The sequence below is a fragment of the Nocardia sp. NPDC127606 genome, from assembly GCF_042671725.1.
Taxonomy (GTDB): domain Bacteria; phylum Actinomycetota; class Actinomycetes; order Mycobacteriales; family Mycobacteriaceae; genus Nocardia.
This window is the reverse complement of sequence record NZ_JBHXWQ010000012.1, coordinates 151,444-178,437: the sequence shown is the minus strand read 5'-3', so window position 1 is coordinate 178,437 and position 26,994 is coordinate 151,444. Positions and strand designations below refer to the sequence as shown.

Here is a 26,994-nt window from a genome sequence, read left to right as displayed (position 1 = left end):
CTACCAGGCGGTGATGACCGGACCGGGGGTCCAGGTGCCCCAACGGTTTTCGGAGTCGACGGTGACCTTCGCGGGGCCGGCGGTGGCGTCGAGGGGCAGGTACTGCTCGAGGGAGCCCCAGTCCCTGTCCCAGTCGTTGTTCAGGTACGTCGGCAGGGTGCGGGCGGTGAACAGGAGCTGGGTCCAGCCGAGCGGGCCACCACCGTCGTGGCCCTGCCACAGGTTGGTGATGGTGGCGCCGTTGCGGTCGGGCAGGATGCGGTATTCGGGGAGCTCGGCGATGCCGTTGTAGGTGGGCATCTGGTTCTGGCACGGGAAGTGCAGTCCCACAGCCCAATCCAGCAGCACCGGCGCGTCACGGCCGACCAGCGCGCTGAGCGTGGTGGTCTGCGGCATGCGCGGCGGGGTGACCGCGAGCCACTGGTCGGGGCCGAGATCCTTGTCGGCGGCGACCAAGCGGACAACGCTCGTCTCGGACGGCAGCTGATCCATCGGGATGCGCAGATTGCGCCACATCGGCGCCGGGCCGATATCGGTCGGCGCGATCCGACCGGTCACGGTGACGGCGCCGTCGGCCGCGGCGGTGCCGTATTCGACGGCCAGTTCCTGGCCGGGGTGGACGATCCCGTCGGCGTCGACCGAGCGGATCCGGCCTGCCACCGACATCGCGAGCAGCGGGCCGCGCGGGCCGTCCGGAAGCCGGAACCAGCCCGTGGTCAGCGCGGCGGGCTCCTGGTCACCGGGGCGGTAGCTACCGAGAACCGGGGTGGTCGCGGGGTCGAGACCGAACGGCAGTTGCAACGAGCCCTGGCGGGACTCCGAGCCCGCCGAGGTGGAGGCGTCGCGCAGCTTGTCGGGGTCGTCGGACACCGAATTCGCTTGGCCGGTGGTCGATTCCACCTCGTCGGAGGTGAGGACCGGCGCGACACCGTCGGCCCGGAAGCCGGTCGAGTCGGTGCCGTTCATCGTGCTGGTCACGTCGCCGGACAGCGGCGCGAGCATCGAGGCGTTCGGGTCGGTTTCGACGAGCACCTCGTCGGCCATCCCACACCCACCGGCGAAGGCCGCGGAGAGGTTGGAGCCGGCGAGGGAGTACGCGGGGTACTGGGCGACGGTGGCCTTGGCGAAGGAGGCGACCTCGAACAGCACCATCATCGCGGCGGCGACAGCGAGAACGGGCGTCCCCGCGAACCGGCCGACCTCGGCCTTCGGGTTCAGATTCGGGTGTACGTGGAACCATGCTGCCGCGGCGAGCGCCAGCAGGGTCAGACCGACGAACACGGTCGAGACGCCGTAACCGGCGACGGTCGGCGGCTTGTCCCACCACGGGACCCCCCACGAGGAGACGTACCAGTAGCCGTTGGCGCCGACCCAGGTCATGGCGAGAGTGAAGAAGACACCGGCGGCGAACAGCGCGCGATTGCGCATCGGCCGCAGGACGTTCGCGCTCACCGCGACCGCCGTCACCGCGGCGACACAGGTGGCCAGGCCCGCGAACACACCGAACTGGTGGGTCCACTTGGTGGGCGAGAACATCATCAGCACCATGGCGGCGAGGGTGATGCCGAGCATGCGCCGCACCGGGCCGACCGCGGTGCCGGGAATGTGGCCGCCGCGCCGCAGCATGACAGCAGTGCACACGATCAGGCCGATCAGCATCGCGAAGACGCCGAATCGCCTGGTCAGCCAGCCGTCGGCATTGAGCTGAAGAAGATATTGGTAGCGCAGGAACTCGAAGAACCAGGACTCCCCCGGCCCGATCACGCTGTGCACGGCGAACATCTCCCGCACCCCGGCGAAGGTCCGGTCGGCGAAGACGACGGTGAGCACCACCGTGCCCGCGGCCAGGATCGGCAGCAGTTGCGCGAGGTAGCCCACCGACTTCGACCGCGTCACGATCATCGCGGTGACGACCCGCGCACCGGCCACCAGCGCGCCGAGGCAGATCAGGCCCGACGGTGCGCCGGTGAGGGTGAACGCGGCCACGATCACCGCGACGGCGAACGGCACGAGTCGCCGGGTCGCGATCGCTCGTTCGACCGATACCCAGGTGACCAGAACACCCAGCGCGACCACGAATTCCGCGCGCAGCCCGTTGTTGTAGGGCAGCCAGAAGGCCAGGAAGACGAAGGCGGCGGTCCAGGTGGCGACGCGTTCGCGGCGCACCGCGACGCCGAGGCGGGGCAGTACTTCGCGGCTGATCAACCACCAGGTCAGCACGCCCGCAGCGAGGGCGGGCAGCCGGACCAGCGGGCTGACCGCGGAGATGTGGGTGAGCCAGCCGATGATGTCGACGTACGGGGTGTAGAACGGGCCCTCGTCGACGCTGAACCAGCGGTAGTAGTTGGACATGTTGCCCGAACTGCGCGCACCCCTCGCCATTCCGAGGATGTAGCCGTCATCGGAGGTGTTGGCGCCGATGAAATGCCACACGAGCAGCACCGAGAACACCAGCCAGTCGACCGGGCGCAGCCGCCACCAGCGTTGCGGCAGGAATCGGCGCGCGGAGCGGCCGTCGAGGGCGTCGAGGCGGTGCAGGGCGAACAGCGACACCGCGGTGGCCAGCAGGCACAGCACGATGGCGGCCAGTTTGAGCCAGGTCGGGGACGACGTGTAGCGGGCGTCGACGTCGACGCGCACCGCGAGATCCGCGGGGGCGGCACCGGTGAGCTCACTGAACACGCCGACGACCTGGGGACGCAGATCGGCGGCCACGGCCGCACCCGCCCCGAGACCTGTTGTGGTGACCGTGGATTCCTGCGGAGTGATCGCGATCGTCAGTGCGCAGGAGCGGTCGAGCACGTCGGCGAGCGGAGCCGTCCACACCAGGGTCGAGCGCGAGACCACGTCCACCCGGCCGGGGCGTTCGGCGGTATCGGCGACCACCTTCACGACGAAGCCGTACTTCTCCATATCGGCCGATTGCCGCGGCACGGTCGAGACCGCGACACCGCCGGTCGCGGCCAGCGAACTCAGCGCGGCACACGGCACCGTCGCCGAGAGGGCGGCGGGCGCGTAGGCGACGAGCGGCGATTCCACCGCGGCGGGCGACCCCTGCTGGGGCCAGGACACCGTCGCGGCGTCGACCCGCACGGGCAGGAAGGGGATCACCGCGGCACTGAGAATGCCGATCAGTCCCGCGACGATCGCGACGACGCGCGCCCACCCGGGGCGATCACGTCGCGCCGGCTCCGACACATCCTTGGGCGGATGCCCCTGCCGCACGATCGTCTCTACCACGGGGCCCGATAGTAGCCGCGCCACCGACGGGGGGCGAAACACCGTCGCGACTCACACGCGAAAGCCCCGCCCGGAAACATCCGAACGGGGCTCGAGCGTGGCAGATCAGGGGCAGGCGACCGAGGTCTGACCCAGGTTGGTCATCATGCCGCAGGCCCACGACTTCTGGACCTTCCACTTGCCGTCTTCGGCCACGAACGGCACGTCGACGACGTTGGTCTGACCGTTGACCGTGAAGTTGGCCTTGGCGTTGACGCTGTCACCGAAGGAGGTCACCTCGGTGACCTGCACCTGGACATTGGCGTCCGAGGCGGCCTGGGCCAAGCGGTTCGGCAGCTCGGGGTCGGCCTCGCCGCCCTGCACGAAGTCCAGCTTCTGGTCGTTGGGGACCGCCGGATCCAACGCGGTGGTGAGCTGCTGGTTGAGCTGTTCCACGGTCGGCACGGGGGGCAGGTCCGCAGCCGCCGAAGCCGAAGCCTTCGCGCTGGTGGTGGCTTTGGCAGCGGGCTTGTCACCCTTGTCGTCGCTGCACGCGCTCAGGCCGAGGGCGGCGACCACGGCCAGTCCGGCGATCGCTACACGTCCGGTCGTACGAAGCTTCAACTGCTCGTCCTTTGCGTTCGAGGTGGGAGTGATTCCATCGCGGTAGCCGAGGCTACTCTTCACGCGAGACTGGCCAGCGGATCGGCCCGTGCCAGCCCCGTGTCGTCGGCTGGAAAGGTACGCGCCGCACCGGGACCTGTCGAGCTGGTCTCGAAACGCACGGTCACCACGCCGTAGCCGGCGCCCTGCACCCAGCCGTGCCCGAATTCCGGGTGATGCACATCCATTCCCGGAAACCACAGTCCCGCAGGCAGATTCGGCTCCTCCGGTGACGGCGGCGGCGGATCCTCGACGGTTCCGAGATCGGCGGGCACCGCCTGATCCAGTTCGGGGAACAGCGATTCCTGGCGCACCAGCGACAATCCCCCGTAACCGACACCGACGAGCCGGATCGGGCCCAGCTCCGCGGGATCGATCGCCGAACGCTGCGCGGCGGCGGCCAGGGTGGTCAGGTCGGCGGTGGCGTACGGCAGGGTGAAGGACCTGGTCACGATGCCCATATCGGACTTCTTGAGTTTGAGGACCACGGTGCGGGCGGCACGGCCGTCGCGTTCGAGCCTGCGATGCGCCGACGCGGCCATCGCGGTGACGGCGGCGCGCAGGTCGGCCATCGTGACGATGTCGCGCTCGTAGGTGTTCTCGGCGCTGATCTGCTTGGCCTCGGCCCGTTCGGTGACCGGGCGGTCGTCGATCCCGCGCGCGAGCCGGTGCAGGGCGGCGCCCATGCTGCCGCCGAGGGTCGAGACGGCCTCCGATTCCGGCAGCGCGGCGAACGCGCCGACCGTCTCGATGCCGAGGCTGCGCAGCCTGGACTCGGCCACCGGACCGATCCCCCACAGCTTGCGCACCGGCAGCGAGGCGAGCAGCTCACCCTGCTCCGAGGGCGAGATGACCCGCATCCCATCGGGCTTGGCGAGACCGGAGCCGATCTTGGCGAGTTGTTTCCCGGTCGCCGCGCCGATCGAGGCGGTGAGCCCGGTCTGCGCTCGGACGAGCGCGCGCAGCATCGCGCAATAGTCCTCGACCTGCGCGACGCTCGCGCCGGCCAACTCGGCCGGTTCGGCGAAGGCCTCGTCGAACGACAGCGTCTCCAGCACCGGGACGCAGCTGCGCAACGCGTCGAACACCTGCCCGCTCAGCACCGAGTACAGCGCGCCACGCGGCGGGACGACCACCGCCGACACGCCGATCAGCCGCCGGGCCTGGTGCATCGGCATGGCCGAGCGCGCGCCGTAGACCCGAGCCTCGTAGCTGGCCCCCGCGACGACGCCGCGCTGACTCGCCCCACCGACGAGGACCGGACGGCCGCGCAGCGTGGGTCTTGTCAATTGTTCTACCGAGGCGAAGAAGGCATCCATATCGATGTGCAGCACCCAGCGACGGGCGGTGACCGCCGCATCTGGCCTGGCCGGAGCCCCGGCGGCAGGAGTGTGAGTGCTCACGAGCGCAATCTACGCCGGGTCACCGACAATTCCTCGAGCCCGTTGCCAGCCGTCGCACACCGATCACACAGCCGAATATGTGATGATCGGGAGATGAAGATCCGCAAGGCTGTCATTCCGGCGGCGGGAATCGGCTCCCGGCTGCTTCCGCTGACCAAGGCGACGCCGAAGGAGATGCTGCCGGTCGGGGACAAACCGGTCATCGAGCACACCGTGCGTGAGCTGGTGGCCTCCGGGATCACCGACATCACCATCGTCGTGAGCAGCGGCAAGTCGTTGATCCAGGATCACTTCCGGCCGAATCCGGCGCTGGTCGCGCAGCTACGCGCCGACGGCAAGTCCGCCTACGCCGACGCCGTGGAGGAGGTCGGGGAGCTCTCTCGCGAGGGCCACATCACCTACCTCGACCAGCACGGCCCGTACGGCAACGGCACGCCGGTGCTCAACGCCGCACGTCATCTGGGCGACGAGCCGATGCTGGTGCTGTGGCCCGACGACGTGTTCGTCGCCGAGGTACCGCGCGCGCAGCAGCTGATCACCGCCTACGAATCCACCGGGTGCCCGGTGTTGGCGCTGCTGCCCATGTCGCCGGGTGAATCGCAGCGCTACGGCGTGCCGGTGGTGCGCGAGGACCTCGACGACGGGCTGCTGCGCATCTCCGGCCTGATGGAGAAGCCCAAGCCCGAAGACGCGCCGTCGGCCTTCGCGGCGATCGGTGGCTACGTGGTGACGCCGGGCATCATCGACGAGCTGCGCATCCAGACCGAGAACTGGTACACCCACCAGACCGGCGAGGTGTACCTGACCGACGCGATCAACAACTACGCCGCCGAGCACGCGGTGTACGGCCAGGTCATCCAGGGCCGCTGGTACGACACCGGCAACCCGGCCGACTACCTGGTGGCCCAGTTCGCCTCGGCACTGGCACATCCCGACTACGGCCCGCTGTTGCGTCAGCTGGTGGACGAGAACTAGAACCGGCGAATCGCGAAGATGTCGAATTCGCGCAACGGGTGCAGGCCGACCGGGACACCCCAGTCGTGGGCGTCGAGGAGTTGGCCCATGCCCGCGTAGATGCCGACGTGGGAGCCGTCGCCGTTGAGGATGACGACATCGCCGGGCGCCAGGCCGCCGAAGGTCACCGGGAGGCCGACCTTCGCCTGCTCCCACGTGGTGCGTGGCAAGGTGACGCCGACCTGCCGGAATGCCCACTGGACCAGCGCCGAGCAGTCCCAGGAGTGCGGGCCCACGGCGCCCCACTCGTAGGGTTTGCCGAGCTGGGTCATGGCGGCGGTGAGTGCCCCGATGCCGGTGGCGCTGGGCAGCGGAATCATGCCGGAGCCACTGGAACTCCCCGACGAGGACCCTGACGTCCCCGAGCCCGACGAGCTGCCCGGCTGCGACCACGCCGGTCCAGCCAGGACGATGGTCGTGGTGATGGTGGCGACGAAGCCGAAGGCCAACCGTCCCAGGAGTTTTCGCTTCATGTGCGCGCCCTTCCTCACGGCCGGGAGCTGAGCTTCCGACTGGTCGGCTATCGGGCGGCATCGCCTGATCCGGGTGAGCCACCCACTGATCCGGTGTCGCGCCGGGATATCGTCATCCTCGACGCGGCACCGTTTCCACAGGACAATCGTCACGAGCAGTCACTGTCGCCTCAGCGGTTCCATGCGCATCAGCAGTAACATCACGATTGTGCCGGACGGGCTCGCCGATGTCACAAAATTCAGCAACTTTCCAGCATCTTTTTGCACACGCTCAGGCAATGAGCGTCATCGCCGCCTTGATGCCCGCGCGCACGGTGTCGTTGTCGCCGACGCCGCCGCTGATGGTGACGCCGTCGCGGGTGAGCAGCAGGGCGCGGGCCGCGTCGTCGGGGGCGGAATGACCGCCGGTGCGGAGGTGTTCGGCCATGAGTTCACGGAACCAGGTGCGGTAGTCGTCGACGACGCGGCGGACCGGGTGTTCCGGGTCCGTGAATTCGACGGCGGCGTTGAGGAAGGGGCAGCCGCGGAAGCCGGGCCCGCAACTGATGTCACGGAGTGCGTCGAAGATGGTGGTGATCGCGGCGAAGCCTTCACCTTCGACCGACTCCAGCGCGCCGCGCTGGCGTGCGTATTCGCGCTGCAAATAGGCGATTACCAGGTCGTCTTTGCTCTTGAAGTGCCGGTAGAACGTGGCCTTGGCGATGCCGGCCTCGGCGATGATCCGGTCGATGCCCACCGTGTGGACACCCTCGGCATAGAACAACCGGGTTGCCGTATCGAGCAGACGTTCACGAGCCGCACTCATCGCCTGACCTGTGCCCTTTCCGAGATTCAGCGCTTCCTCTTGACGATACCAGACAGGTCTGTCTACCCTGAGGTTCACAAGCGAACAGACAAGTCTGTCTAGGAGGACACCATGGCACCCATCTACACCGCAGTAGCCACCTCGGTCGGCCGCGACGGCCGTTCCTACACCGACGACGGCGTGCTCGATCTGACGCTCGCCCGCCCCAAGGCGATGGGCGGCGACGGCGCGGGCACCAACCCGGAGCAACTCTTCGCGGCGGGCTATTCGGCCTGTTTCGCCAGTGCGCTGCAATTGGTCTCCAAGCGGATGAAGCTGGACGCCGACGACGCGTCGGTGACCGCCGAAGTCGGCCTGAACCCGCTCGAGGGCGGCCGGTTCGGACTCTCGGTCGTGCTGCGGGTGGAACTGCCCGAGCACCTGCACAACGAGCAGGGGCAGCAGCTCATCGAGGCGACCCATCAGGTGTGCCCGTACTCCAACGCCACTCGGGGCAACATCCCGGTGGAACTGGTTGTCGAGTAACCGCATTCACGCGAAAAGGGCGGGACCGGCAGGTCCCGCCCTTTCGCTGTCTCGAAGTACTAGACCTTCGCGACCGACACCTTCACGCCGCCCGTGATCTCGGCGGCATCGGCACCGGCGTCACCGAAGGTCAGTGCGGTGGCGAGGATTTCCCCGGCGATCAGGTCGCGGTGCGTCGCGGCCCATTCGGCCCGTTCGGCGGGCACGTCCAGCACCACACTGATCCGGTCGGACACCTCCAGACCCTGCGACTTGCGGGTTTCCTGCAGGTCGCGGATCAGGTCGCGGGCCCAGCCCTCGGCCTCCAGCTCCTCGGTGACCACCGAGTTCAGCACCACCAGGCCGGCATTGCCGGGCAGGGCGGCGGTGGACTCGGGTTCGGCGGCCACCAGACGCTGGGTGTACTCCTCGGGCAGCAGGGTGATTCCGGCGGCGGTGACGACACCGTCGGCGGACTCGCTCCACTCCCCCGCCTTGACGGCCTTGATCACCGTCTGGACCTGCTTGCCGATGCGCGGACCGGCGGCGCGCGCGTTCACGACCAGCTCGAACCGGCCGTGCGCGGAGACGTCGGTGGTCAGGTCGACCTTCTTGACGTTGACCTCGTCGGCGATCAGCTCGGTGAACGGCGCGAGCCGCTCGGCATCGGCCGCGGCGATGGTGACCTCGGCCAGAGGCAGCCGCACCCGCAGGTTCTGCGCCTTGCGCAGGCTCAGCACCGTCGAGCACACGACCCGCACCTCGTCCATGGCGGCGACGAGTTCGGGATCGTGCGGCAGCTCGGTCTCGGTCGGCCAGTCGGTGAGGTGCACCGAACGCTCGCCGGTGAGACCGCGCCAGATCACCTCGGTGATCAGCGGCAGCAGCGGCGCGGCAAGACGGGTGACCACCTCGAGCACCGTGTGCAGGGTGTCGACCGCGTCGCGGTCCTCGGACCAGAACCGCGAACGCGACCGGCGCACATACCAATTGGTGAGTGCGTCGGCGAACCCACGCAGCTCGTCGGCGGCACCGGCGATGTCGTAGGTCTCCAGTGCCTCGGTGACCACGTCGCGGGTGACCGCGAGCTTGGCGAGGATGTAGCGGTCGAGCACGTTCGGCGAATCCGTGCGCCACACACCGGGCTTCGAGGCGTAGAGCTGCAGGAAGGTCCACGCGTTCCACAGCGGCCGCATCGCATGGCTCACGCCCTCGCGGATGCCGCGCTCGGTGACGATGAGGTTGCCGCCACGCAGGATGGGCGAGCTCATCAGGAACCAGCGCATGGCGTCGGAGCCGTCGCGGTCGAAGACCTCGTTGACGTCGGGGTAGTTGCCCTTCGACTTCGACATCTTCAGGCCGTCGTCACCGAGCACGATGCCGTGCGCGGCCACGGTTTTGAACGACGGCGAGTCGAACAGCGCGGTCGAGAGCACGTGCAGCGTGTAGAACCAGCCACGGGTCTGCCCGTTGTACTCGACGATGAAATCGCCGGGGAAGTGGCTGTCGAACCACTCCTTGTTCTCGAACGGGTAGTGCACCTGGGCGTAGGGCATCGAGCCCGACTCGAACCAGCAGTCGAGCACCTCGGGGACCCGGCGCATCGTCGAATTCCCGGTCGGGTCATCGGGATTGGGCCGGGTGAGGTCGTCGATGTACGGGCGGTGCAGGTCGGTGGGGCGCACGCCGAAGTCGGCTTCGAGCTGGTCCAGCGATCCGTAGACGTCCACGCGCGGGTAGGCCTGGTCGTCGGAGACCCAGACCGGGATCGGGCTGCCCCAGTAGCGGTTTCGGCTGATGTTCCAGTCGCGCGCGCCTTCGAGCCACTTGCCGAACTGGCCGTCGCGGATGTGCTCGGGCACCCAGCTGATCTGCTGGTTCAGCTCCACCATCCGGTCGCGGAACTTGGTGACCGCGACGAACCAGGACGGCACGGCCATGTAGATCAGCGGCTGACCGGAGCGCCAGCTGTGCGGGTAGGAGTGCTCGATCGTCTCGTGCCGCAGCAGCTTTCCGGCGGCCTTGAGATCCTTGATGATCACCGGGTTGGCGTCGAAGACCATCAGACCCTCGTACGGCGGCACCATCGAGGTGAACTTGCCCGCCGGGTCCAGCGGTTGGACGATCTCGATGCCGTTGGCCGTGGCCACGTCCATGTCCTCTTCACCGAAAGCCGGTGCGAGGTGGACGATTCCGGTGCCGGAGTCGGTGGTGACGTAGTCGGCGGTGAGCACGCGGTGCGAGTTCGGGTGGCCGACGAAGAAGTCGAACGGCGGGGCGTAGGACAGGTCGGCCAGGGCCGCACCGTCGTACTCGCCGAGCACCTCGGGCTCCTCGCCCAGTTCGCGGCTGTAGTGCGACAGACGTTCGGCGGCCAGCAGATAGCGCTTGTCGTCGGCGCCGCGCACGTGCACGTAGCGCACGTCGGGGTGCACCGCGACCGCGAGGTTGGACGGCAGGGTCCACGGCGTGGTGGTCCAGATCAGCGCGTTCGCGCCGTCCAGCGCGGCGAAGGGGTGCTCGGCGGGGACGGACAGGCGCATGTCGACGGTGACCGCGGGGTCCTGACGCATCTTGTACGCGTCGTCGAGGCGGGTCTCCTGGTTCGACAATGGCGTCTGCTCGTACCAGCTGTAGGGCAGCACGCGGAAGCCCTGGTAGATCAGACCCTTCTCGTGCAGCGACTTGAACGCCCACATGACCGACTCCATGAAGTCGAGGTCGAGGGTCTTGTAGTCGTTGTCGAAGTCGACCCAGCGCGCCTGGCGGGTGACGTAGTCGCGCCACTCACCGGTGTAGCGCAGCACCGACGACTTACAGGCGGCGTTGAACTCGGCCAGCCCCATCTCGTCGATCTGGGCCTTGTCGGTGATGCCGAGCTGCTTCTCGGCTTCGATCTCGGCGGGCAGGCCGTGGGTGTCCCAGCCGAAGCGGCGGTCGACCTTCTTGCCACGCATGGTCTGGAAGCGCGGGATCAGGTCCTTGACGTAGCCGGTCAGCAGGTGTCCGTAGTGCGGCAGGCCGTTGGCGAAGGGCGGGCCGTCGTAGAAGACGAACTCACCCTCACCGTCGCGGTTGTCGATGCTGGCGCGGAAGGTGTCGTCGCGGGCCCAGTAGTCGAGCACCTGGGTTTCGAGCTCCGGGAAAGTCGCGCCCGAACCCGCGCCGAAATCGACCCGGGGGTATGCGCTACCGGTAGTTGTCTCGTCCGCCATCGCGGATCTGCTCCTCGTGCCGCCGCGCCGTGAGCGCGAGATGTGGGCACGGGGACGATGTCGGCGCCGGTGCGCCGTACCGCGGTACCACCCCGTTTGCCTGATCCACTCCCTGCGAAGGGTTCAGGCCTCTCGTTGTGTGAGCTGTGACGGGCTCACCCGTTCGGTTCTACTGAGCGCTGAGGTGCGCCGTTCTTCCGAAGGCTCCCCGGTGATAGCCGGATCAGCGCCATGTGTAGTTCGATTCTAACCGGGCGCGTCCACTGGATATTCCGCGCCTGTTCAGTTCCGCCGGGCGTGTCGGCCGGGTGGGACCGGCTCGCTCTCGGGTTTTCGGGTGGCCAGCGCGCCCACGAGCAAACTCGCGGCACCGACTACGCAGATCAGAATGCACCCCCACGCCCACACCACCGAACCGGTGGCGAGCGCCGCGACGAGCAGTGCGAAGCCGATCGCTGCTAGAACAAGCGTCAAGACGAGCATGGTGACTCCCAAGCCAACCGAGCAGCCCGACGATAACTGGGCATTCCCGAATCACGCGACGCGCTGCGTCGCGCGACCCGGGAACTAGTTTACTTGCCGCCCTTGGCGAAGGAAGCCGGAGCCAAGCTGTTGGCCGAACCGTTGGTTTCGCCCGCGAACTCGCCGCCGTCGACCGGCACGGCCGACCCACGGTTCTCGAGCTCTTCCAGCTGCGATTCCAGGTAGGACTTCAGGCGCACGCGGTACTCGCGCTCGAAGGTCTTCAGCTGCTCGATGCGGCTTTCCAGCACCGTGCGCTGCTGAGTGATCGTGGCCATGATCTCGGCGTGCTGACGCTCGGCGTCGGCGGTGAGCGCCTCGGCCTTGTCCTTGGCCTGCCGGATCTGGGTGTCGGAGCGGTTCTGCGCGTCGGCCAGCATCGCGTCGGACTTCTGACGCGCGTCGGCGATCATCGCTTCCGAACGGGTGCGAGCGTCGCCGACCAGTCGCTCGGAGTTTGCTCGCGCGTTCGAGAGCAGACCCTCGGCCTCGGTCTTGGCGTCGGTGGTCAGGCGGTCGGCCATCTCCTGCGCCAGGGTGAGCACCTTCGCGGCCTGCATGTTCGCGTCCGGGCCGTTGTTCTGCGCCGGGGCCGCGACGGGCATCGGAGCGGGCGGCGCGACCGGAACCGGCTGCGGAACGGGTTCCGGCGCGGGAGGAGGTGCCTGCTGCACGGGCGCCTTCACGGCGCTGACCGGGGCAGGACCACGGTTCTTCTTGGCGTCGGCCAGCTCGGTGTCGAGTTCGGCGACCCGCTGACGCAGGTCAGCGTTCTCCTCGATCAGGCGCGAAAGCTCCTGTTCGACGAGATCCAGGAAAGCATCGACCTCGTCCTCGTTGTAGCCGCGCTTACCGATCGGCGGTTTGCTGAACGCGACGTTGTGCACATCGGCAGGAGTCAGCGGCATCGAAGGATCCCTTCACGCGTCTTTTGGAGAACTAGCAAGCGGTCTTCTCGATTCATTGTGTCACACGGAGGTCACGGGCTGACCGAGCCTACCCACGATCGACATCAGGATGAAGACGAGGAAGAGCAGGACCATTATCGAAAGATCGAGACGAATCCCCCCAAGATTCACAGGAGGTATCAACCGCCTCAGCAGTTTCACCGGGGGGTCGGTAACGGTGAAGATCACCTCCAGGACGATCACCACCACACCGGTCGGGCGCCAGTCGCGCGCGAAACTGCGAATGAACTCGACGATCACCCGACTGATGAGCAACAGCCAGAAGATGAAAAGCACGAGGTACAGAACCGCGAACAGGGCCACGGCTTCACTCTGCCGCAAAATCGGCATGGTGCAAAATGGCCGCGCCGCGCAGTGCGCGGGCGGCCATCTCGGTATCCGGTGTGCGTTCTCTATTTCTGGTTGTAGAAGCCGTTTTCGGCGATGCGGCGGCGTTCTTCCGCTGATACGTCGACATCGGCCGGTGAGAGCAGGAACACCTTCGTCGCCACCTTGTCGAACGAACCACGCAGCGCGAAAGCGAGTCCGGCCGCGAAATCGACCAGCCTTTTGGCATCGGCATTGCTCAGGTCTACCAGGTCCATGATGACCGGATTCCCTTCGCGGAACCGTTCACCGATGATCCTGGCCTCGCCGTAATCGCGCGGACGCAGCGTGGTGATCTTGGACAAGGGACCTCCGTCCTCGAAGATCCCAGGACGCCGCGCGGGTGCGGGCTCGGGGCGCAAGCGCTCCTCCAGCCTGCGCTCCTCGGCGTCGGGATCGACCGCGAGCGCACCACGAGTGGAGCCGCGCATACCGGGTGCGACACCGCCTGCCCGGAAGGACCGGCCCGACGACGGCGCCGTTTCGATCCTGGTGGGGCGACGCGGCGTCTCGTAGCGATCGTCGGCGTAGGTGTCGGCGACATAGTCGTCGCGACGCGCCTGGTAGGCCGACTTGTACGCCGGCTGCGGGAAGTCGTCGACCTCGTCCTCGAAACGGTCGGCGCCGTAACGGTCTTCGGCATAACGGTCGTAGCTGCGCGGACGGGCGCGGCCCGCGCGCTCCTCGACGCCGCGAGGGGCATGATCGTCGACGTAGTCGTCTTCGTACTCATCGAGCGGAACCATGCCGAAGTACGCCTTGAACTTATGCAGGGTACTCATCTGGTCGACCTTCCTTCGGCCCCGGTGGCGGCCGGGTGTTGAAGTTCTTGCTCAGCGCCTCTTCAGCCCAATCGTATGTGTCGAATGTGACTGGTGAGGTTTCTTTGCTACGCCGAGGTTATCGGTCGCGCGCCCATCAAGGCGGTTCCGACACGCACACACGTCGAACCGTGTTCGACCGCAATCTCCAAATCACCCGACATACCTGCAGAAAGCTCGGTGGCTTCGGCGTGTTGCGCGAGCAGCGAAGTGTGCAATGTCGCAAGATTCGCAAACGACACATCACTCGGGGCGTCAAGGGGCGGAATCGCCATCAGACCGGCCAGATGCAGCCCGGGCGCCTTCGCTACCAGGTCGGCCAGGGCGAGCAGATCGGCCGGTTCGACACCCCCGCGTCCGGGGTCGGCGTCCAGGCTCACCTGCAGCAGCACCCGCAGCGGCGCGATACGCTCGCCGGCTGCGAGTGCGTCCTGCGCCGCCCGATCCAGGGCGTTAGCCAGGCGTTCGCTGTCGACCGAGGCCACGGTGTGCGCCCAGCGCGCGACCGAGCGAGCCTTGTTGCGTTGTAAACGACCGATCATGTGCCACTCGACATCGTCGTAGGCCAGCTGGTCGACCTTCGCCGAGGCTTCCTGCTCGCGCGACTCGCCGAATTCGCGTCGGCCGAGGGCGTGCAGGACGGCCACATCGGTGGCGGGGAAGAACTTCGTCACCGGGAGCAGGCGGACCGAACCCGCCGGGCGTGCCGCGGCGTCGACGGCGGCGTCGATGCGCGCGAGCAGGCCGTCGAGGCGGGCCGAGAGCTCCGCGGTGCGGTCCGTCGCGGTTTCCGTCGTCATGCGGCGCGGTCCATCCAGATCACGCCGGCGATGCGGCCGGTGGGAGCGCCGCGGCGGTGGCTGAACAGGGTTTTGTCCTCGATGGTGCAGCGGGGGTCGACGGCGATTCCGGCGACACCCGCCTCGGTGAGCTGTCGGCGGATGCCCGCGCGCAGGTCGAGACCGGGGGTTTTGCGGACGGTGGTGGTCGCACTGCCGGGCAGGTGGGCTTCGACGTCGGCGCGCATCGCGGCGGGGACCTCGTACTGACGACCTGAGGCGGCGGGGCCGAGGAAGGCGCCGATGCGATCGACGCGGGCGCCGACCGAGACCATCGCGTCCAGCACGCGCGGCACGATGCCGATCCGGGCGCCGATGCGGCCCGCGTGCACGGCGGCGATGACGCCGGCTTCGTCGTCGGAGAGCAGGATCGGCACGCAGTCGGCGGTGAGGACCACCAGCGCCAGACCCGGCACGGTCGTGACCAGTGCGTCGGTCACCGGCACCGGTTCGGCGCGCGGCCCGTCGACGATCTCGACAGTGCGCCCGTGGACCTGCTCCATCCACACCAGCCGGTCGGGAGTGAGGCCGATGCCCTCCGCCAGCCGAATCCTGTTACGGCGCACAGCTTCCGGATCGTCACCGACGTGGTCACCCAGGTTGAACGAGTCGTAGGGCGCGGCGGAGAAGCCACCGGCGCGGGTGGTGGTCACCCGGCGAACGGTCACGGTAGGAGGTGCGGAAGTCATGTGTTCGAGCGTAGTGCGGTCACCGGGTCGGGCGGACATCGCGCGCAGTGACGTCGGTCAAGCCCGAAACGACAGGGCAGCCAGGTGCTCGACCTCACCGAACGGACCGCCGCCGTCGACCGCTGCGGCGACGACCGCGCGCCCGGTCACGCGGTGGACTCCGCGATGTCGAGCTCGCCGAGCTTGCGAGCGATGCCCGCGCGGCCGGCCAGTCCCAGTTTGCGCAGCACTCGGCTGAGGTGGTCTTCGACGGTGCGGGGGCTGAGGCAGAGCTGCTCGGCGATGGCCTTGTTGGTGTGGCCGTTGGCGGCCAGGTCGGCGACTTCGCGTTCGCGCCTGGTCAGTGCGGTCGGGGAACCGACACGCTGGGCGCCGGCGAGACGGCGTTGTTCGGTGGTCACCTCGTCGAGCAGACGGGTGGCACCGGTTGCGAGGAAGACCGCGCGTGCGGAGGCGAATCGACTGGTCGCGCGACCGAAATCACCACATCTGCCCGCGACGACACCGGCGATCAACTCGGCCTGTGCCCGGTTCACCACCATTCCGGCACGCGCGAACGCCGCGACCGCTACCTCGGCAGCCGCTGCCGCGACGGCCACGTCGCCCATGGCCGCGGCGTAGTCGGCCCGCGCCAGCGCGGCCGCACCCACCTGACTGCCGAGGTCACCGACCGGGGTGATCAGCACGGTCGCGACGGAATGCTCGCCGAGGTGCACGGCGTGGCTCGTCGCCGCGGCGGCCGCTTCGGCACGAGTGACCAGGTCTGCGGCGGCGGGGAGGTCGCCGGTGGCTATCGCGGCGCGGGCGGCCCGGGCAAGGTGTGTCGGGGTGAGCGGGCCGGGGCGGCCGTTCGGGGGCGGGGGTGCGCAGGCGGGCAGGTCCAGGGTTCGGGCGATGTCGGTGAGGGTTGTTTCCACGACCTGGCGCCACCAGCGCACGGTGGGGCGCGCGAGCGCGGAAACGGTGTGCCACTGGGTGGTTACCGCCGCTGGCGGGGCCGTCAGTTGGAGGGTGCGCAGTTTCAGTGCGCCGGCGAAGGAGAGCAGGTCGGGATAGCCGAAAGTGGTCGCGGCGTCGGTGGCTTCGTCGGCGGCGGCGATGGCGTCGTGGAGACGGCCGAGCTTGGCCAGCGAGTAGGCGCGGACCGTATGGAGTTCGGCGAGGGCGTAGGTGCGGCCGAAGCGGCGGCTCACCGCGATCGCGCGATCCAGGTGGTGCAGGCCGTCGGCGTCGCGGTCGAGGAAGTACGCGCACCAGCCGAACGCGGGGGCGGCGTGCACCACTTCACGCAGGACGGTGTCGGTGAGCAGGCCGAAGGCTCGGCCACAGGGGTCGTAGAGCTGGGCGGCCTCGGCGATACGCGCGTCGGCGAGGAGACCGAGGCAGCGCAGAGCGGTCGCCGCCGCGCGAACGGCCGGGTCGTCGATGGCGTCGGAGTCGAACAGGGCGGTGAGGCGGGCCCGGCCTTCGGAGTCCTGGTGATCCTGCATTTCCAGGATCGCGAGTTCCAGTTGCACCGGTCCGTCGCCGGGTCGGCGAGGCAGCGTCGCCCCGTGCGCCAGCAGCGTGCGCGCCTGGTCGATGCGACCGAGCATGCGCGCGCAACGGGCCGACAGCAGCAGCGCCTCCAACTGGTGCCGGCCCGCGGTGGCGGCCGCCGGTTCGAGAGTCTCCCCCGCCTGCGCGGCCGCGCCGGACAGCAACTGCGCCCGGCCGAGCGCCAAGGCATCGGCGAGTGGGTCGTCGGTCGCGGGCGCGATCCGCGCGGCGGCCGAGAGCCAGCGCGCGCTCGCGGCCGGAGCGTCGGCGAGCACCTGCGCGGCGGCCAGTCGCAGTTCCGTACCCGCGATCTCGTCGGCGCCGAGCAGCGCGTGCTCGAGATGACGCGCGCGCGAGGGCATCGACGCGCCCCGCGCGCGCAGCGCGAGCGCGGTCCTGCGGTGTGCCATCGCTCGCCAGCCGTGGCCGGACACCCGGTAGGCGGCTGTGCGAATCAGCGGATGGACGAACGTCACCGCGCCGTCACCGACGCTGACCACTCCGCGCCGAACCAGCCCGTCCACCGCCGCGACCACCGCCTCCTCCGCGAGAGCGGCTGTCGAGCACAAGAGTTCGAGGTCAGGAGGCAGTCCGCACACCGCGATGGCCTGCGCTACGAGCCGCTCGGTGTCCGGAAGCTGGGCCAGCTCGGCGCGGATCGTCCGGTCCAGCGCCGCGAAATCATCCGACGCGGGGTCGGGTTCTTCCCCGTGCAAAGCCCGGTCCAATTCGCGGTCGGGCAGATCGGCGAGCAGCGTCAGGTACAGCGGATTGCCGTGGGACGCGGTGAACAGCCTGGCCCGCCGACCCGGGTCCTCCTCCGGCAGCAACCCGTCGACATCGGCCTCGGTGAACGGTGGAACCCGCACGTGCACCGTCCGCACCCGCGGCGCGCGGACCAATCGGGCGATCGAGGGTGGGCAGCCGCCGTCGCGGAAGGAGAGCAGCAGGCGGAATCCCCGCGCGGGCCGGTTCCGGATCAGAAAGGTCAGCAGGCGCAACGATTCCAGGTCTGCCCACTGTGCGTCGTCGACGACGAGCAGGGTCTCCACCGCGCCGAGCGCACGCCGCACGTGGCGAACCAGCTCGGCACGGTCGCGTGAATCCGGCGTCACTCCCGGGGCCGACCCATCACCCGCGCCGGCGCCCTCGCCCACCTGCTCGACGATGTCATCGGCGAGATAGTGCGGCTGTGACTGGGCGTCCTCGGCGCTGGTGACCATCAGTACCCGGCAGCGGGCCGCGCCGACGAACTCGGCGATCAAGCGGGACTTGCCGATTCCGGCGGGACCGTCGACCAGCAGCAACCAGGGCGCGTCGGGGCCGGTGAAAGTCGTGGTCAGCGCGGCGAGTTCGGCGGCGCGGCCGACGAATGCGCGTTCGAACATGACACTCCGTACCTCACTGGCGAGATCGGCCGTGGACGGCCGGATCAGAGCATAACGGTGCCACCGCAGTGAAATTACCGTGGTTTCCCGGATGCTCGCCGGGGCCGGGTGAGGTTGGGTGATCGGGGCCTACACCGCCGAAGGGTCCGCGGTGAGGTTCTGCAGAAAGAAGGTTCGCATGACGTTCACCGGCAAGGGAATGGTTTCGCGGTTCTCGCTCGCACTGCTGGCGGTCGCGGCACTCGGTGCCGCGAGTTGCTCGGCCGTGGACAAGGTCACCGAGGTCGCCAAGGACGCGAGCAAGTCCGACACCGCCCGCTCGAAGGTCGGTGAGTGCATCAACGTGATCTCGGCGTCGGTGATCGACTCCAAGACCGAGCCGGTCCCGTGCTCGGCCGAGAACGCCGTCTACCAGGTCGTGCAGGTCCACGACAAGAAGGTCGAGTGCCACGAGGACTACACGTCCTACGAGGAGACCTTCGGCAGCGGCGGCACGGTCGCGTTCCTCTGTCTCGCCCCGAACTTCAAGGAGGGCAGCTGCTACAACGAGGGCATGATGACCGGCTATAAGTTCGTGCCGTGCACCGCCTCCGACGCCAGCTTCAAGGTCGTCACCCGCGTCGACGGTCAGGTCGACGAGCAGCTGTGCGGCGAGGATGCCGACCAGGTGCTCGTGGTCAATGATCCGAAGATCACTTACTGCCTCGGCAGCGCCAAGGGCTGATCCCCCCGCACCACGCGAAAGCGCCCGAACTCGACAGGAGTTCGGGCGCTTTTCGTGTCTGCGAACGCCTATCGACGCATGAAGTCCGGGACGTTGATCTCGTCGTCATCGTCGCCTTCGCGAACTTCCGGGTTGTTGACCTGGTTCATCGCGCGTTCGGTGACCCGCTGACGCTCCGACTCCCGGTACCGCTCGGTATCACGGTAGTTCGGCGCGGCGGCCCGGCCACCGGACACCCCGGCCGTGGCGGGCTCGGTGGGACGCGACGGCGCCTCGGACGGACGTCCCTGGCCGATCTCGCCCGCGCGGCCGGAACCGATCGGGTTCGTGCCGGTCCGGCTGCTCGTAGCCGCGCTGGGCTCCGAACTCCGCCGAGACGGGCCGCCACCGTCGAAACCCGCGGCGATGACGGTGACTCGCACCTCGTCGCCGAGCGAATCGTCGATGACCGTACCGAAGATGATGTTGGCCTCGATGTGGGCCGCCTCCTGCACCAGCGAGGCAGCCTCGTTGATCTCGAACAGCCCGAGGTCGGAACCGCCCGCGATCGAGAGCAGCACGCCGTGCGCGCCGTCCATGGAGGCTTCGAGCAGCGGCGAGTTGATCGCCGTCTCGGCCGCCTTCACCGAACGACCCTCGCCCCGCGCCGAGCCGATGCCCATGAGCGCCGATCCGGCACCCGACATCACGCTCTTGACGTCGGCGAAGTCGACGTTGATCAGGCCGGGGGTGGTGATCAGGTCGGTAATACCCTGAACACCGTTGAGTAGCACCTCATCCGCGGAGCGGAAGGCGTCCATCAGACTCACCGCCGCGTCGCCCAGCTGCAGCAGCCGGTCGTTCGGAATGACGATGAGGGTGTCGCACGACTCGCGAAGCAGGTTGATCCCTACTTCGGCCTGGTTCCCGCGCCGTTTTCCTTCGAAGGAGAACGGCCGGGTGACGACCCCTATAGTCAGGGCGCCCAACTTGCGGGCGATGCTGGCGACGACGGGGGCGCCACCGGTACCGGTGCCACCACCTTCGCCCGCCGTGACGAAGACCATGTCGGCGCCCTTGAGCACCTCTTCGATCTCGTCCTTGTGGTCCTCTGCGGCCTTGCGGCCGACTTCCGGATCGGCTCCGGCACCGAGGCCTCGGGTGAGCTCACGACCGACATCGAGTTTGACGTCGGCATCACTCATCAGCAGGGCTTGCGCGTCGGTATTGACCGCGATGAACTCGACTCCCTTGAGTCCCTGTTCGATCATTCGGTTGACGGCGTTCACGCCGCCGCCGCCGATACCGACGACCTTGATCACTGCAAGGTAGTTGTGCGGGGGCGTCATGGGCTCTCGCCTTCCTTCGATCTTAAACCCTCAACCTCAACCATAGGGTTGGCGTTATGTCAAGTATCCGACTGCTGCGGAACGCTATTCGCAGCCACTGCGATCGCGGCGCAGGCGCGCCGAGATGAGAGCCAGAATCTTGTGCCACAAAGAATGTCGCTCACTTTACCGTGACCAGATTCGGACTCGAAACGTCGAACACGGTCCCCTCACGGGTCAGTAGTGGCAACACGACAGCAGCTTTGCGCTCACCGTCGCCCGTGCCGCCCCACACTACCTTCCTGCCATCGCGAAGGCTCAGCGAGACGTCCGAAATCGACCGTGCGACAACCTCGCCCACCTGCACCGACAAGGCGGGTGGCAGGGTGACCAGCACCTCCACCGCCGCCCTGGCCGCCGCGGGCCCGGTGAACGAGCCCTCGGTGAGCAGTTTCGGCACCCCGATGGGCGGTTCGGGCTCGATCGCGAATTCGACGCTCTCCGCGTCGATCAGGTGGGCGCCGTCCGGGGCTTCGAAATACACCACCGGGGTTCGCTCCACGACGGTGACCAGCACTGTCGAGGGGAATTTACGCTGCACCCGGACCGAGCGCACCTTCGGGATCGCGGCCACGCGCTGGGCGATCGCGGTGGTATCGATGCGTAACATCGAACGGCCGTCCGGAATTTCGAGCCGACCACGCACGTCGGCCTCCGGCACCGCCGACAGCCCGTCGACGCGCACCGTGCGCACCGACAGCACCGGAGTGAACCAGGCCAGCACCACCAGCAGGCTCACCACGACCACTCCGACCACCGTCCAGAGACGGTAGCCGTGCCACCCGCGCGCGGCGGGCATCGGCAATCTCACCGGCCGCCCTGCTGCGGCCTGGCCCGCAGGCCGTCGAGGATCTGGCTGCCGAGCATCGTCACATCGCCCGCGCCCATGGTGATCACGACGTCACCGTCGCCCGCGAGCGCGGCGACCTGCTTGCCGACCTTGGACATATCCGGCTGGTAGTGCACGGGTTCGGTCACCGACTGGGCGACCAGCGCGCCGTTGACGCCCGGCAGCGGGTCTTCCCGGGCACCGTAGACGTCGAGGACGACCACCTCGTCGGCCAGGCTCAACGCGGTGCCGAACTCCTCGGCGAAAGTGGCGGTGCGGCTGTAGAGATGCGGCTGGAACACCACGATCACCCGGCCACGCTGGAGGCGGGCGCCGTCGCGCGCTTCCTGGGCGACCAGTTGCGCGGCGGCCTCGAGCACCGCGCGGACCTCGGTGGGGTGGTGGGCGTAATCGTCGAAGACGCGCACCCCGTTCTCCCGACCGGTGAACTGGAACCGTCGGTGCACGCCGCCGAATCCCTCCAGACCCTGCACGATCTCGTCGATATCGGCGCCGGTGGCGCGGGCGGCCAGCAGCGCGGCCAGCGCGTTGAGCGCCATGTGCCTGCCGGGCACCGACAGGCGCAACGACCGCGGCACGGTTTCGCCGTCGAGTCGGAACTCGACGATGCCGCCCACGTCACGCGGTTGCCAGTCGAGCAGCCGCGCGCCGACGCGCACGGGAGCATCGGCCAGATCGCCGGAGCCGTAACCGAGGACCTCGATCCCGCGTTCGGCCATGCGCGGTGCGACCCGCTGGGCCAGCGCGAGCGAACCGGGATCGTCGAGGCACACCACCAGCAGGCCGCCGGGGGCGAGCCGGTCGGCGAAGTCGTCGAAGACCTGGATGTAGGCCTCGTCGGTGCCGAAGTAGTCGAGGTGGTCGGATTCGATATTGGTGACCACGGCGACGTCCGGGTCGTATTGCAGCAGTGAACCGTCGGACTCGTCGGCCTCGGCGACGAAGATGTCCCCGCTGCCGTGGTGGGCGTTGGTGCCCGCCTCGTTGAGCTCACCACCGACCGCGAACGACGGATCGGCGCCGCAGTGCTGCAACGTGACGATCAGCATCGAGGTGGTCGAGGTCTTGCCGTGGGTACCCGAGACCAGCAGGGTCTTGTGCCCTCGCATCAGCGCGGCGAGCACGGTCGGGCGCATCAGCACGGGGATGTCGCGCCGATTCGCTTCGACCAGTTCTGGATTGGTCTTCGGGATGGCGGCATAGGTGGTGACGACGACGGTCGGGCCGCCGGGCAGCAGGTCGAGCGCGTCGGCGGCGTGCCCGATGCGCACCTCGGCGCCACGAGCCCGCAGCGACAGCACGCCACGGCTCTCGCGGGCATCGGAACCGGAGACCTGGCCCCCGCGTGCGAGCAGGATGCGCGCGATACCGGACATGCCCGCACCGCCGATGCCGACCATGTGGACGCGTTCGAGTTCGGGGGGCAGGGCAGCGCCCGTGGACTCCCCGATCTGCTGGTCCGGCTCGCTCATCGGGCGACCTCGGTGACGATCCTGGCCACCGTGTCGGCAGCGTCGCGATGGCCTGCGCCTGCGGCGGCGCGGCTCATCTGCGCGAGTCGAGCGGGGTCGAGCAACAGCGGAATCACCTCATCGATCACGTATTTCGGGGTCAGCTCGGCGTCGGCCACAATTGTGCCACCACCTTGCGCGACCACTGGTCGGGCGTTGAATTCCTGTTCGCCGTTGCCGTGCGGCAACGGCACGTAGAAGGCGGGCAGGCCGACCGCCGACACCTCGGCCACTGTCATCGCACCGGATCGGCACACCACCGCGTCGGCGGCGGCGTAGGCCAGGTCCATCCGCGACAGGTAGGGCACCGCCACATACGGGGCAGGCGCATCGGCGGTGCTCACCTCGACGCTGTTCTTGGGGCCGTGCGCGTGCAGTACCGAGACGCCCGCGGCCGCGAGTTGCGGTGCGGCGCCGGAGACGGCCTCGTTGAGGCTGCGCGCACCCTGCGAACCGCCGAACACCAGCAGCACCGGCCCCTCGGCGGGCAGGCCGAAGTGCGCGCGAGCTTCGGCGCGCAAGGCGGCCCGGTCGAGTTCGGTGATGGACGCGCGCACCGGAATGCCGACGACCTGCGCGCCCGCCAGCCCGGAATCCGGAACGGCGGCGAGCACTTTCGCCGCGAGTTTCGCGCCGACCTTGTTGGCGATACCGGCCTTCGCGTTGGCCTCGTGCACGATCACCGGCACCTTGCGCTTGCGACCGAACAGCCCGCCGCGCGCGGCGAGGTACGCGGGTAACGCGACGTAGCCGCCGAACCCGATGATCACGTCGGCCTGCACCTCGTCGATCACCGCCCTGGTCGCCTTGACCGAGGCGAGCACCCGGCCTGGCAGCCGCAGCAGGTCGGCGGAGGGCTTGCGCGGCAACGGCACCGGCGGGATCAGCTCCAGGGGGTACCCGCGTTCGGGCACCAGTTTCGTCTCGAGTCCACGCTCGGTACCCAAGGCGGTCACCCGGATCGAGTCGTCGAGTCTGCGCAGCGCGTCGGCGACAGCCAGCGCGGGTTCGATGTGGCCTGCGGTTCCTCCGCCTGCGACGATCACCGACAACCCGGATCGCGGGTTACTCACCTGGATCTACCTCGTTCTCTCTGTATCGAATTCGATCTCGCGAAAGCCTGCGTGGTCATGCGCCGCCGCCTCCGCCGGTTCGCCGTTTCACCGGGCGGTGTGGCATCGGGTAGGTCGGCTCCCACGCTCTTGTCGACCGTAGCGAACTCGTGCCGCGGCTTTCCGGCACCCGTCGCCTGCGATCGGCGGGCGGCTGGCGGCGAGGGGCCTGACGTGGACGTTCGGTTCTGGCGCGCGGCGCGACTTTGCGTGGCGCCGGCGGGGTGTACACCTCGGGCACCGGCAGCCGGAGCAGCCTGCTGAGCCTGCCGTCCTGGCCTGCCTTCAACGCCGACACCGCTTCGGGTTCGTGCCGGGCGGCGCTGGCGATGATGCCGAACATGAACAGCGTGATCGCCAGCGACGAACCACCGGCCGAGACCAGCGGCAGCTGCAGACCGGTCACCGGCAACAGCCCGACGACATAGCCGATGTTGATCAGCGCCTGCGCGGTGATCCAGGTGGTGGCGGTGGCGGTGAGCAAGCGCAGGAACGGGTCCACCGAGCGCAGCGCGATGCGGATACCCGCGTAGACGAACAGGGCGAGCAGCGCCAAGACCAGCATGCAGCCCAGGAAACCGAGTTCCTCGCCGATGATGGCGAAGATGAAGTCGTTGTGCGAGTTGGGCAGGTAGCTCCACTTCGCGCGGCTCTGCCCGAGGCCACGGCCCCAGATGCCGCCGTCGGCGAGGGAGTACTTGGCTTGACGCGCTTGGTAGTTGGCGCCCTGCGGATCGTCACCGGGGTTGAAGAAGGCGCGCACGCGGTCGGAGCGGTACCCGGCCGACAGCGCCAGCACCGACGCCGCGACCACGCCGGTCACCATGATCCCGACGAACAACCGCACCGGCAGCCCGCCGAACCACAGCAGCGCCATCAGCACGATGCCCAGCGCGATGGTGGTCGACAGGTTCGGTTCGAGCACCACCAGCAGGCAGACCAGCAGACCCGCGGGCACCAGCGGCACCAGGATGTCCTTGAGTGCCGCACCACGGCGCGAGGCCAGCAGGTGCGCACCCCACACGACCAGGGTCACCTTGACCACTTCGGACGGCTGGATCGACAGCGGTCCGATGTCGAACCAGCGCCGCGCGCCGCCGTGCGCCGAGCCGATGCCGGGAATGAGCACCAACATCAGCGCGAGCACCGAGATGCTGAAGATCGGAAACGACCACTGCCGCAACAGCCGCAGCGGCAACCGCAACGCCACGTAGAAGGCGATGGCACCCAGCCCGGCGAACATGGCCTGCTGGATGAACAACGCGTAGGCCGAACCGCCACCGGCGTAGGCCTCGACGCTCGACGCCGACAGCACCATCACCAAGCCGAGCACGGTGAGCAGGGTCGCGATCGTGACGATCAGATGGAACGACGCGAGCGGCCGGGCCAACCACGCGCCGAAGCGCTCCCCCGCCCAATTCGGCTGCCCCGAACTCTTCCGGCGAGAACTCGCGCCCGCCTGGCCCTTACCGACCCGGCTGTCGTCCACGCTGCCCCGGCTCTTAACCACGCTGCCCCCTCTTGGGCGGTGACTGCTCGGCCGGGCGCGCCTTCGTCACAGCGCCCGCCCGATGTCACCATCTTCCAGTGCCGTCACCGCATCCACGAAACAACGTCCGCGATGGGTGTAGTCGTCGTACATGTCCAGGGAAGCGGCCGCGGGCGCGAGCAGGACGGTGTCTCCGGCGCGAGCCAGACCCGCCGCGGCGCGCACCGCGCGGCCCATGACCGCCTCGGCTCGCTGGGATCTCGACGACTCCATGTCTGCATCGTCTCCCGCATCCAGCTCGATGACCGGGACTTCGGGTGCGTGTCGCGCCATCGCGGCGGCGATCACCGGCGCGTCGGCCCCGAACAACACCGCGCCGACCAGCCGGTCACCGATCTCTTCGATCAGATCGTCGACACCGGCGCCCTTGAGCAGACCGCCCGCCACCCACACCACCTGCGGGTGCGCCATGATCGCGGCGCGCGCGGCGTGCGGGTTGGTGGCCTTGGAGTCGTCGATGAACTCGACACCGCCCAGTTCGCGCACGAACGCGGTGCGGTGCGGGCCCACCTTGTGCTCGGCGAGGCCTTCCTTGACGAACTGCGGCGCCACATCGATGGCCCTGGTCAGCGCGGACGCGGCCAGCGCGTCGGCGATGCCCGCGGGTCCCGGCGGGCTGATGTCGCTGGTCTCGGCGAGGATCGCGGCCTTGGTGAAGGCGCGGTCGAGGAGCTTGCCGTCGACCACACCCAGCTCACCGTCGGCGGGGACACCGATCCGGAAGCCGACCGTGCGCCGCGCCTTGGCCTTGCGGGCCAGTGCGCCCGCGACCGGGTCGTCGAGGCCGACGACACCGACGCGACCGGTCAGCGCGCGGGCCTTCGCGGCGGCGTAGGCATCGAGACCGCCGTGCCAGTCCAGGTGATCCTCGGCGACATTGAGCACGACACCGGCCTCGGGCCGCACCGACGGCGCCCAGTGCAGCTGGAACGAGGACAGCTCGACGGCGAGAACCTGCGGGCCGGGGTTGCGGCGCAGTGCGTCCAGGATCGGCAGGCCGATATTGCCGCAGGCCACGCTGGCGATGCCGGCGGCGCGCAGGATCGAGTGCGTCATCTGGGTGGTGGTGGTCTTGCCGTTGGTGCCGGTGATCACCAGCCACTTGCGGACCGGGCCGTAGATGCGGGCCTGATCGACCCACCAGGCGAATTCGACGTCGCCCCAGACGGGCACGCCCTCGGTGACCGCCGAGACCAGCACCGGCGAATCCGGTCGCCAGCCCGGGCTGGTGATCACGAGCGCGAACCGGCTCAGGTCGGCGTTTTCGAGTTCGACGCTGGTGGCGATCTCGAGGCCGAGTTCGGCGGCCTCGGCGAGGGCCTTCGCGCCGTTGTCGGTGACCACGGGGTGGGCGCCGATATCGCGCAGCGGTTCGATCAGCGAGCGTCCGGAGACGCCCCAACCGGCGACGAGAACGTCACGGCCACGCAGGAATTCGAGCATCGGGCCCGGG

At 68.7% G+C, this 26,994-nt stretch carries 22 protein-coding genes; 3 read left to right on the top strand and 19 right to left on the bottom strand.

The window, feature by feature from the left end; translation table 11 throughout:
• From ACFVJ5_RS34255 to ACFVJ5_RS34245, 3 genes are all read right to left on the bottom strand, one after another.
• Positions 1–3,240 (bottom strand): arabinosyltransferase domain-containing protein, encoded by a 3,240-nt coding sequence (locus ACFVJ5_RS34255; protein ID WP_379226658.1) that lies wholly within the window; start codon positions 3,238–3,240, stop codon positions 1–3.
• A gap of 105 nt (positions 3,241–3,345) precedes the next feature.
• Complete coding sequence (locus tag ACFVJ5_RS34250) at positions 3,346–3,843, bottom strand: hypothetical protein (RefSeq protein ID WP_379226657.1); 498 nt, start codon at positions 3,841–3,843, stop codon at positions 3,346–3,348.
• A 59-nt stretch (positions 3,844–3,902) separates the two neighbouring features.
• On the bottom strand, positions 3,903–5,201 hold the full coding sequence (locus ACFVJ5_RS34245; RefSeq protein ID WP_379226757.1) for a DNA polymerase IV: 1,299 nt from the start codon (positions 5,199–5,201) through the stop codon (positions 3,903–3,905).
• 177 nt (positions 5,202–5,378) lie between these two features.
• Between ACFVJ5_RS34245 and ACFVJ5_RS34240 the strand changes: the two genes are divergently transcribed.
• Positions 5,379–6,260 carry a UTP--glucose-1-phosphate uridylyltransferase gene (locus ACFVJ5_RS34240; RefSeq protein WP_379226655.1) on the top strand — a complete coding sequence of 294 codons (882 nt, stop codon included), beginning with the start codon at positions 5,379–5,381 and terminating at the stop codon, positions 6,258–6,260.
• Here the strand turns inward: ACFVJ5_RS34240 and ACFVJ5_RS34235 are convergent.
• On the bottom strand, positions 6,257–6,772 hold the full coding sequence (locus tag ACFVJ5_RS34235; RefSeq protein WP_379226653.1) for an NlpC/P60 family protein: 516 nt from the start codon (positions 6,770–6,772) through the stop codon (positions 6,257–6,259). The genes ACFVJ5_RS34240 and ACFVJ5_RS34235 overlap by 4 nt on opposite strands.
• 271 nt (positions 6,773–7,043) lie before the next feature.
• Positions 7,044–7,577, bottom strand: coding sequence for a TetR/AcrR family transcriptional regulator (locus ACFVJ5_RS34230; RefSeq protein ID WP_379226651.1), 534 nt, complete (start codon positions 7,575–7,577; stop codon positions 7,044–7,046).
• A 111-nt stretch (positions 7,578–7,688) separates the two neighbouring features.
• Here ACFVJ5_RS34230 and ACFVJ5_RS34225 point away from each other — a divergent pair, with 111 nt between their 5' ends.
• Positions 7,689–8,102: an organic hydroperoxide resistance protein gene (locus tag ACFVJ5_RS34225; RefSeq protein WP_379226649.1), complete on the top strand. Its 414-nt coding sequence runs from the start codon at positions 7,689–7,691 to the stop codon at positions 8,100–8,102.
• 59 nt (positions 8,103–8,161) lie between these two features.
• On the opposite strand, the gene ileS is transcribed toward ACFVJ5_RS34225, so the two are convergent.
• The 8 genes from ileS to ACFVJ5_RS34185 form a co-directional block, all read right to left on the bottom strand.
• On the bottom strand, positions 8,162–11,296 hold the full coding sequence (gene ileS, locus ACFVJ5_RS34220) for an isoleucine--tRNA ligase (protein ID WP_379226648.1): 3,135 nt from the start codon (positions 11,294–11,296) through the stop codon (positions 8,162–8,164).
• Positions 11,297–11,578: 282 nt separating this feature from the next.
• Complete coding sequence (locus ACFVJ5_RS34215) at positions 11,579–11,779, bottom strand: hypothetical protein (RefSeq protein ID WP_379226646.1); 201 nt, start codon at positions 11,777–11,779, stop codon at positions 11,579–11,581.
• An 89-nt stretch (positions 11,780–11,868) separates the two neighbouring features.
• On the bottom strand, positions 11,869–12,726 hold the full coding sequence (locus ACFVJ5_RS34210) for a DivIVA domain-containing protein (protein ID WP_101463560.1): 858 nt from the start codon (positions 12,724–12,726) through the stop codon (positions 11,869–11,871).
• 60 nt (positions 12,727–12,786) lie between these two features.
• Positions 12,787–13,089, bottom strand: a complete 303-nt coding sequence (locus ACFVJ5_RS34205; RefSeq protein ID WP_056816435.1) for a YggT family protein — start codon at positions 13,087–13,089, stop codon at positions 12,787–12,789.
• An 89-nt stretch (positions 13,090–13,178) separates the two neighbouring features.
• Positions 13,179–13,934: a cell division protein SepF gene (locus tag ACFVJ5_RS34200; RefSeq protein WP_379226643.1), complete on the bottom strand. Its 756-nt coding sequence runs from the start codon at positions 13,932–13,934 to the stop codon at positions 13,179–13,181.
• A gap of 107 nt (positions 13,935–14,041) precedes the next feature.
• Positions 14,042–14,773, bottom strand: coding sequence for a YggS family pyridoxal phosphate-dependent enzyme (locus ACFVJ5_RS34195; RefSeq protein WP_379226641.1), 732 nt, complete (start codon positions 14,771–14,773; stop codon positions 14,042–14,044).
• Entirely contained in the window at positions 14,770–15,501 is a 732-nt protein-coding gene (gene pgeF, locus ACFVJ5_RS34190; RefSeq protein WP_379226639.1) for a peptidoglycan editing factor PgeF, read from the bottom strand. Before pgeF ends, ACFVJ5_RS34195 begins: the two co-directional genes overlap by 4 nt.
• A 146-nt stretch (positions 15,502–15,647) precedes the next feature.
• Positions 15,648–18,428, bottom strand: a complete 2,781-nt coding sequence (locus ACFVJ5_RS34185) for a LuxR C-terminal-related transcriptional regulator (RefSeq protein ID WP_379226637.1) — start codon at positions 18,426–18,428, stop codon at positions 15,648–15,650.
• A 178-nt stretch (positions 18,429–18,606) separates the two neighbouring features.
• Between ACFVJ5_RS34185 and ACFVJ5_RS34180 the strand changes: the two genes are divergently transcribed.
• Positions 18,607–19,152 (top strand): hypothetical protein, encoded by a 546-nt coding sequence (locus ACFVJ5_RS34180; protein WP_378636696.1) that lies wholly within the window; start codon positions 18,607–18,609, stop codon positions 19,150–19,152.
• Positions 19,153–19,220: 68 nt separating this feature from the next.
• Here the strand turns inward: ACFVJ5_RS34180 and ftsZ are convergent, their stop codons facing one another.
• From ftsZ to murD, 6 genes are all read right to left on the bottom strand, one after another.
• Positions 19,221–20,480: a cell division protein FtsZ gene (ftsZ, locus tag ACFVJ5_RS34175; protein WP_379226635.1), complete on the bottom strand. Its 1,260-nt coding sequence runs from the start codon at positions 20,478–20,480 to the stop codon at positions 19,221–19,223.
• 160 nt (positions 20,481–20,640) lie between these two features.
• A complete protein-coding gene (locus tag ACFVJ5_RS34170) occupies positions 20,641–21,318 on the bottom strand; it encodes a cell division protein FtsQ/DivIB (RefSeq protein WP_379226755.1) in 678 nt (225 codons plus the stop codon).
• Between the two features lie 8 nt (positions 21,319–21,326).
• Entirely contained in the window at positions 21,327–22,841 is a 1,515-nt protein-coding gene (murC, locus tag ACFVJ5_RS34165; protein ID WP_379226633.1) for a UDP-N-acetylmuramate--L-alanine ligase, read from the bottom strand.
• Positions 22,838–23,953 carry an undecaprenyldiphospho-muramoylpentapeptide beta-N-acetylglucosaminyltransferase gene (murG, locus tag ACFVJ5_RS34160; protein ID WP_379226631.1) on the bottom strand — a complete coding sequence of 372 codons (1,116 nt, stop codon included), beginning with the start codon at positions 23,951–23,953 and terminating at the stop codon, positions 22,838–22,840. Before murG ends, murC begins: the two co-directional genes overlap by 4 nt.
• Positions 23,954–24,008: 55 nt before the next feature.
• Positions 24,009–25,502: a putative lipid II flippase FtsW gene (ftsW, locus tag ACFVJ5_RS34155; RefSeq protein WP_379226629.1), complete on the bottom strand. Its 1,494-nt coding sequence runs from the start codon at positions 25,500–25,502 to the stop codon at positions 24,009–24,011.
• A 45-nt stretch (positions 25,503–25,547) separates the two neighbouring features.
• The gene (murD, locus tag ACFVJ5_RS34150) at positions 25,548–26,984 is read right to left on the bottom strand and encodes a UDP-N-acetylmuramoyl-L-alanine--D-glutamate ligase (RefSeq protein ID WP_379226753.1); all 1,437 of its coding nucleotides are present in this window, start codon (positions 26,982–26,984) and stop codon (positions 25,548–25,550) included.
• Between the last annotated feature and the right edge of the window lie 10 nt (positions 26,985–26,994).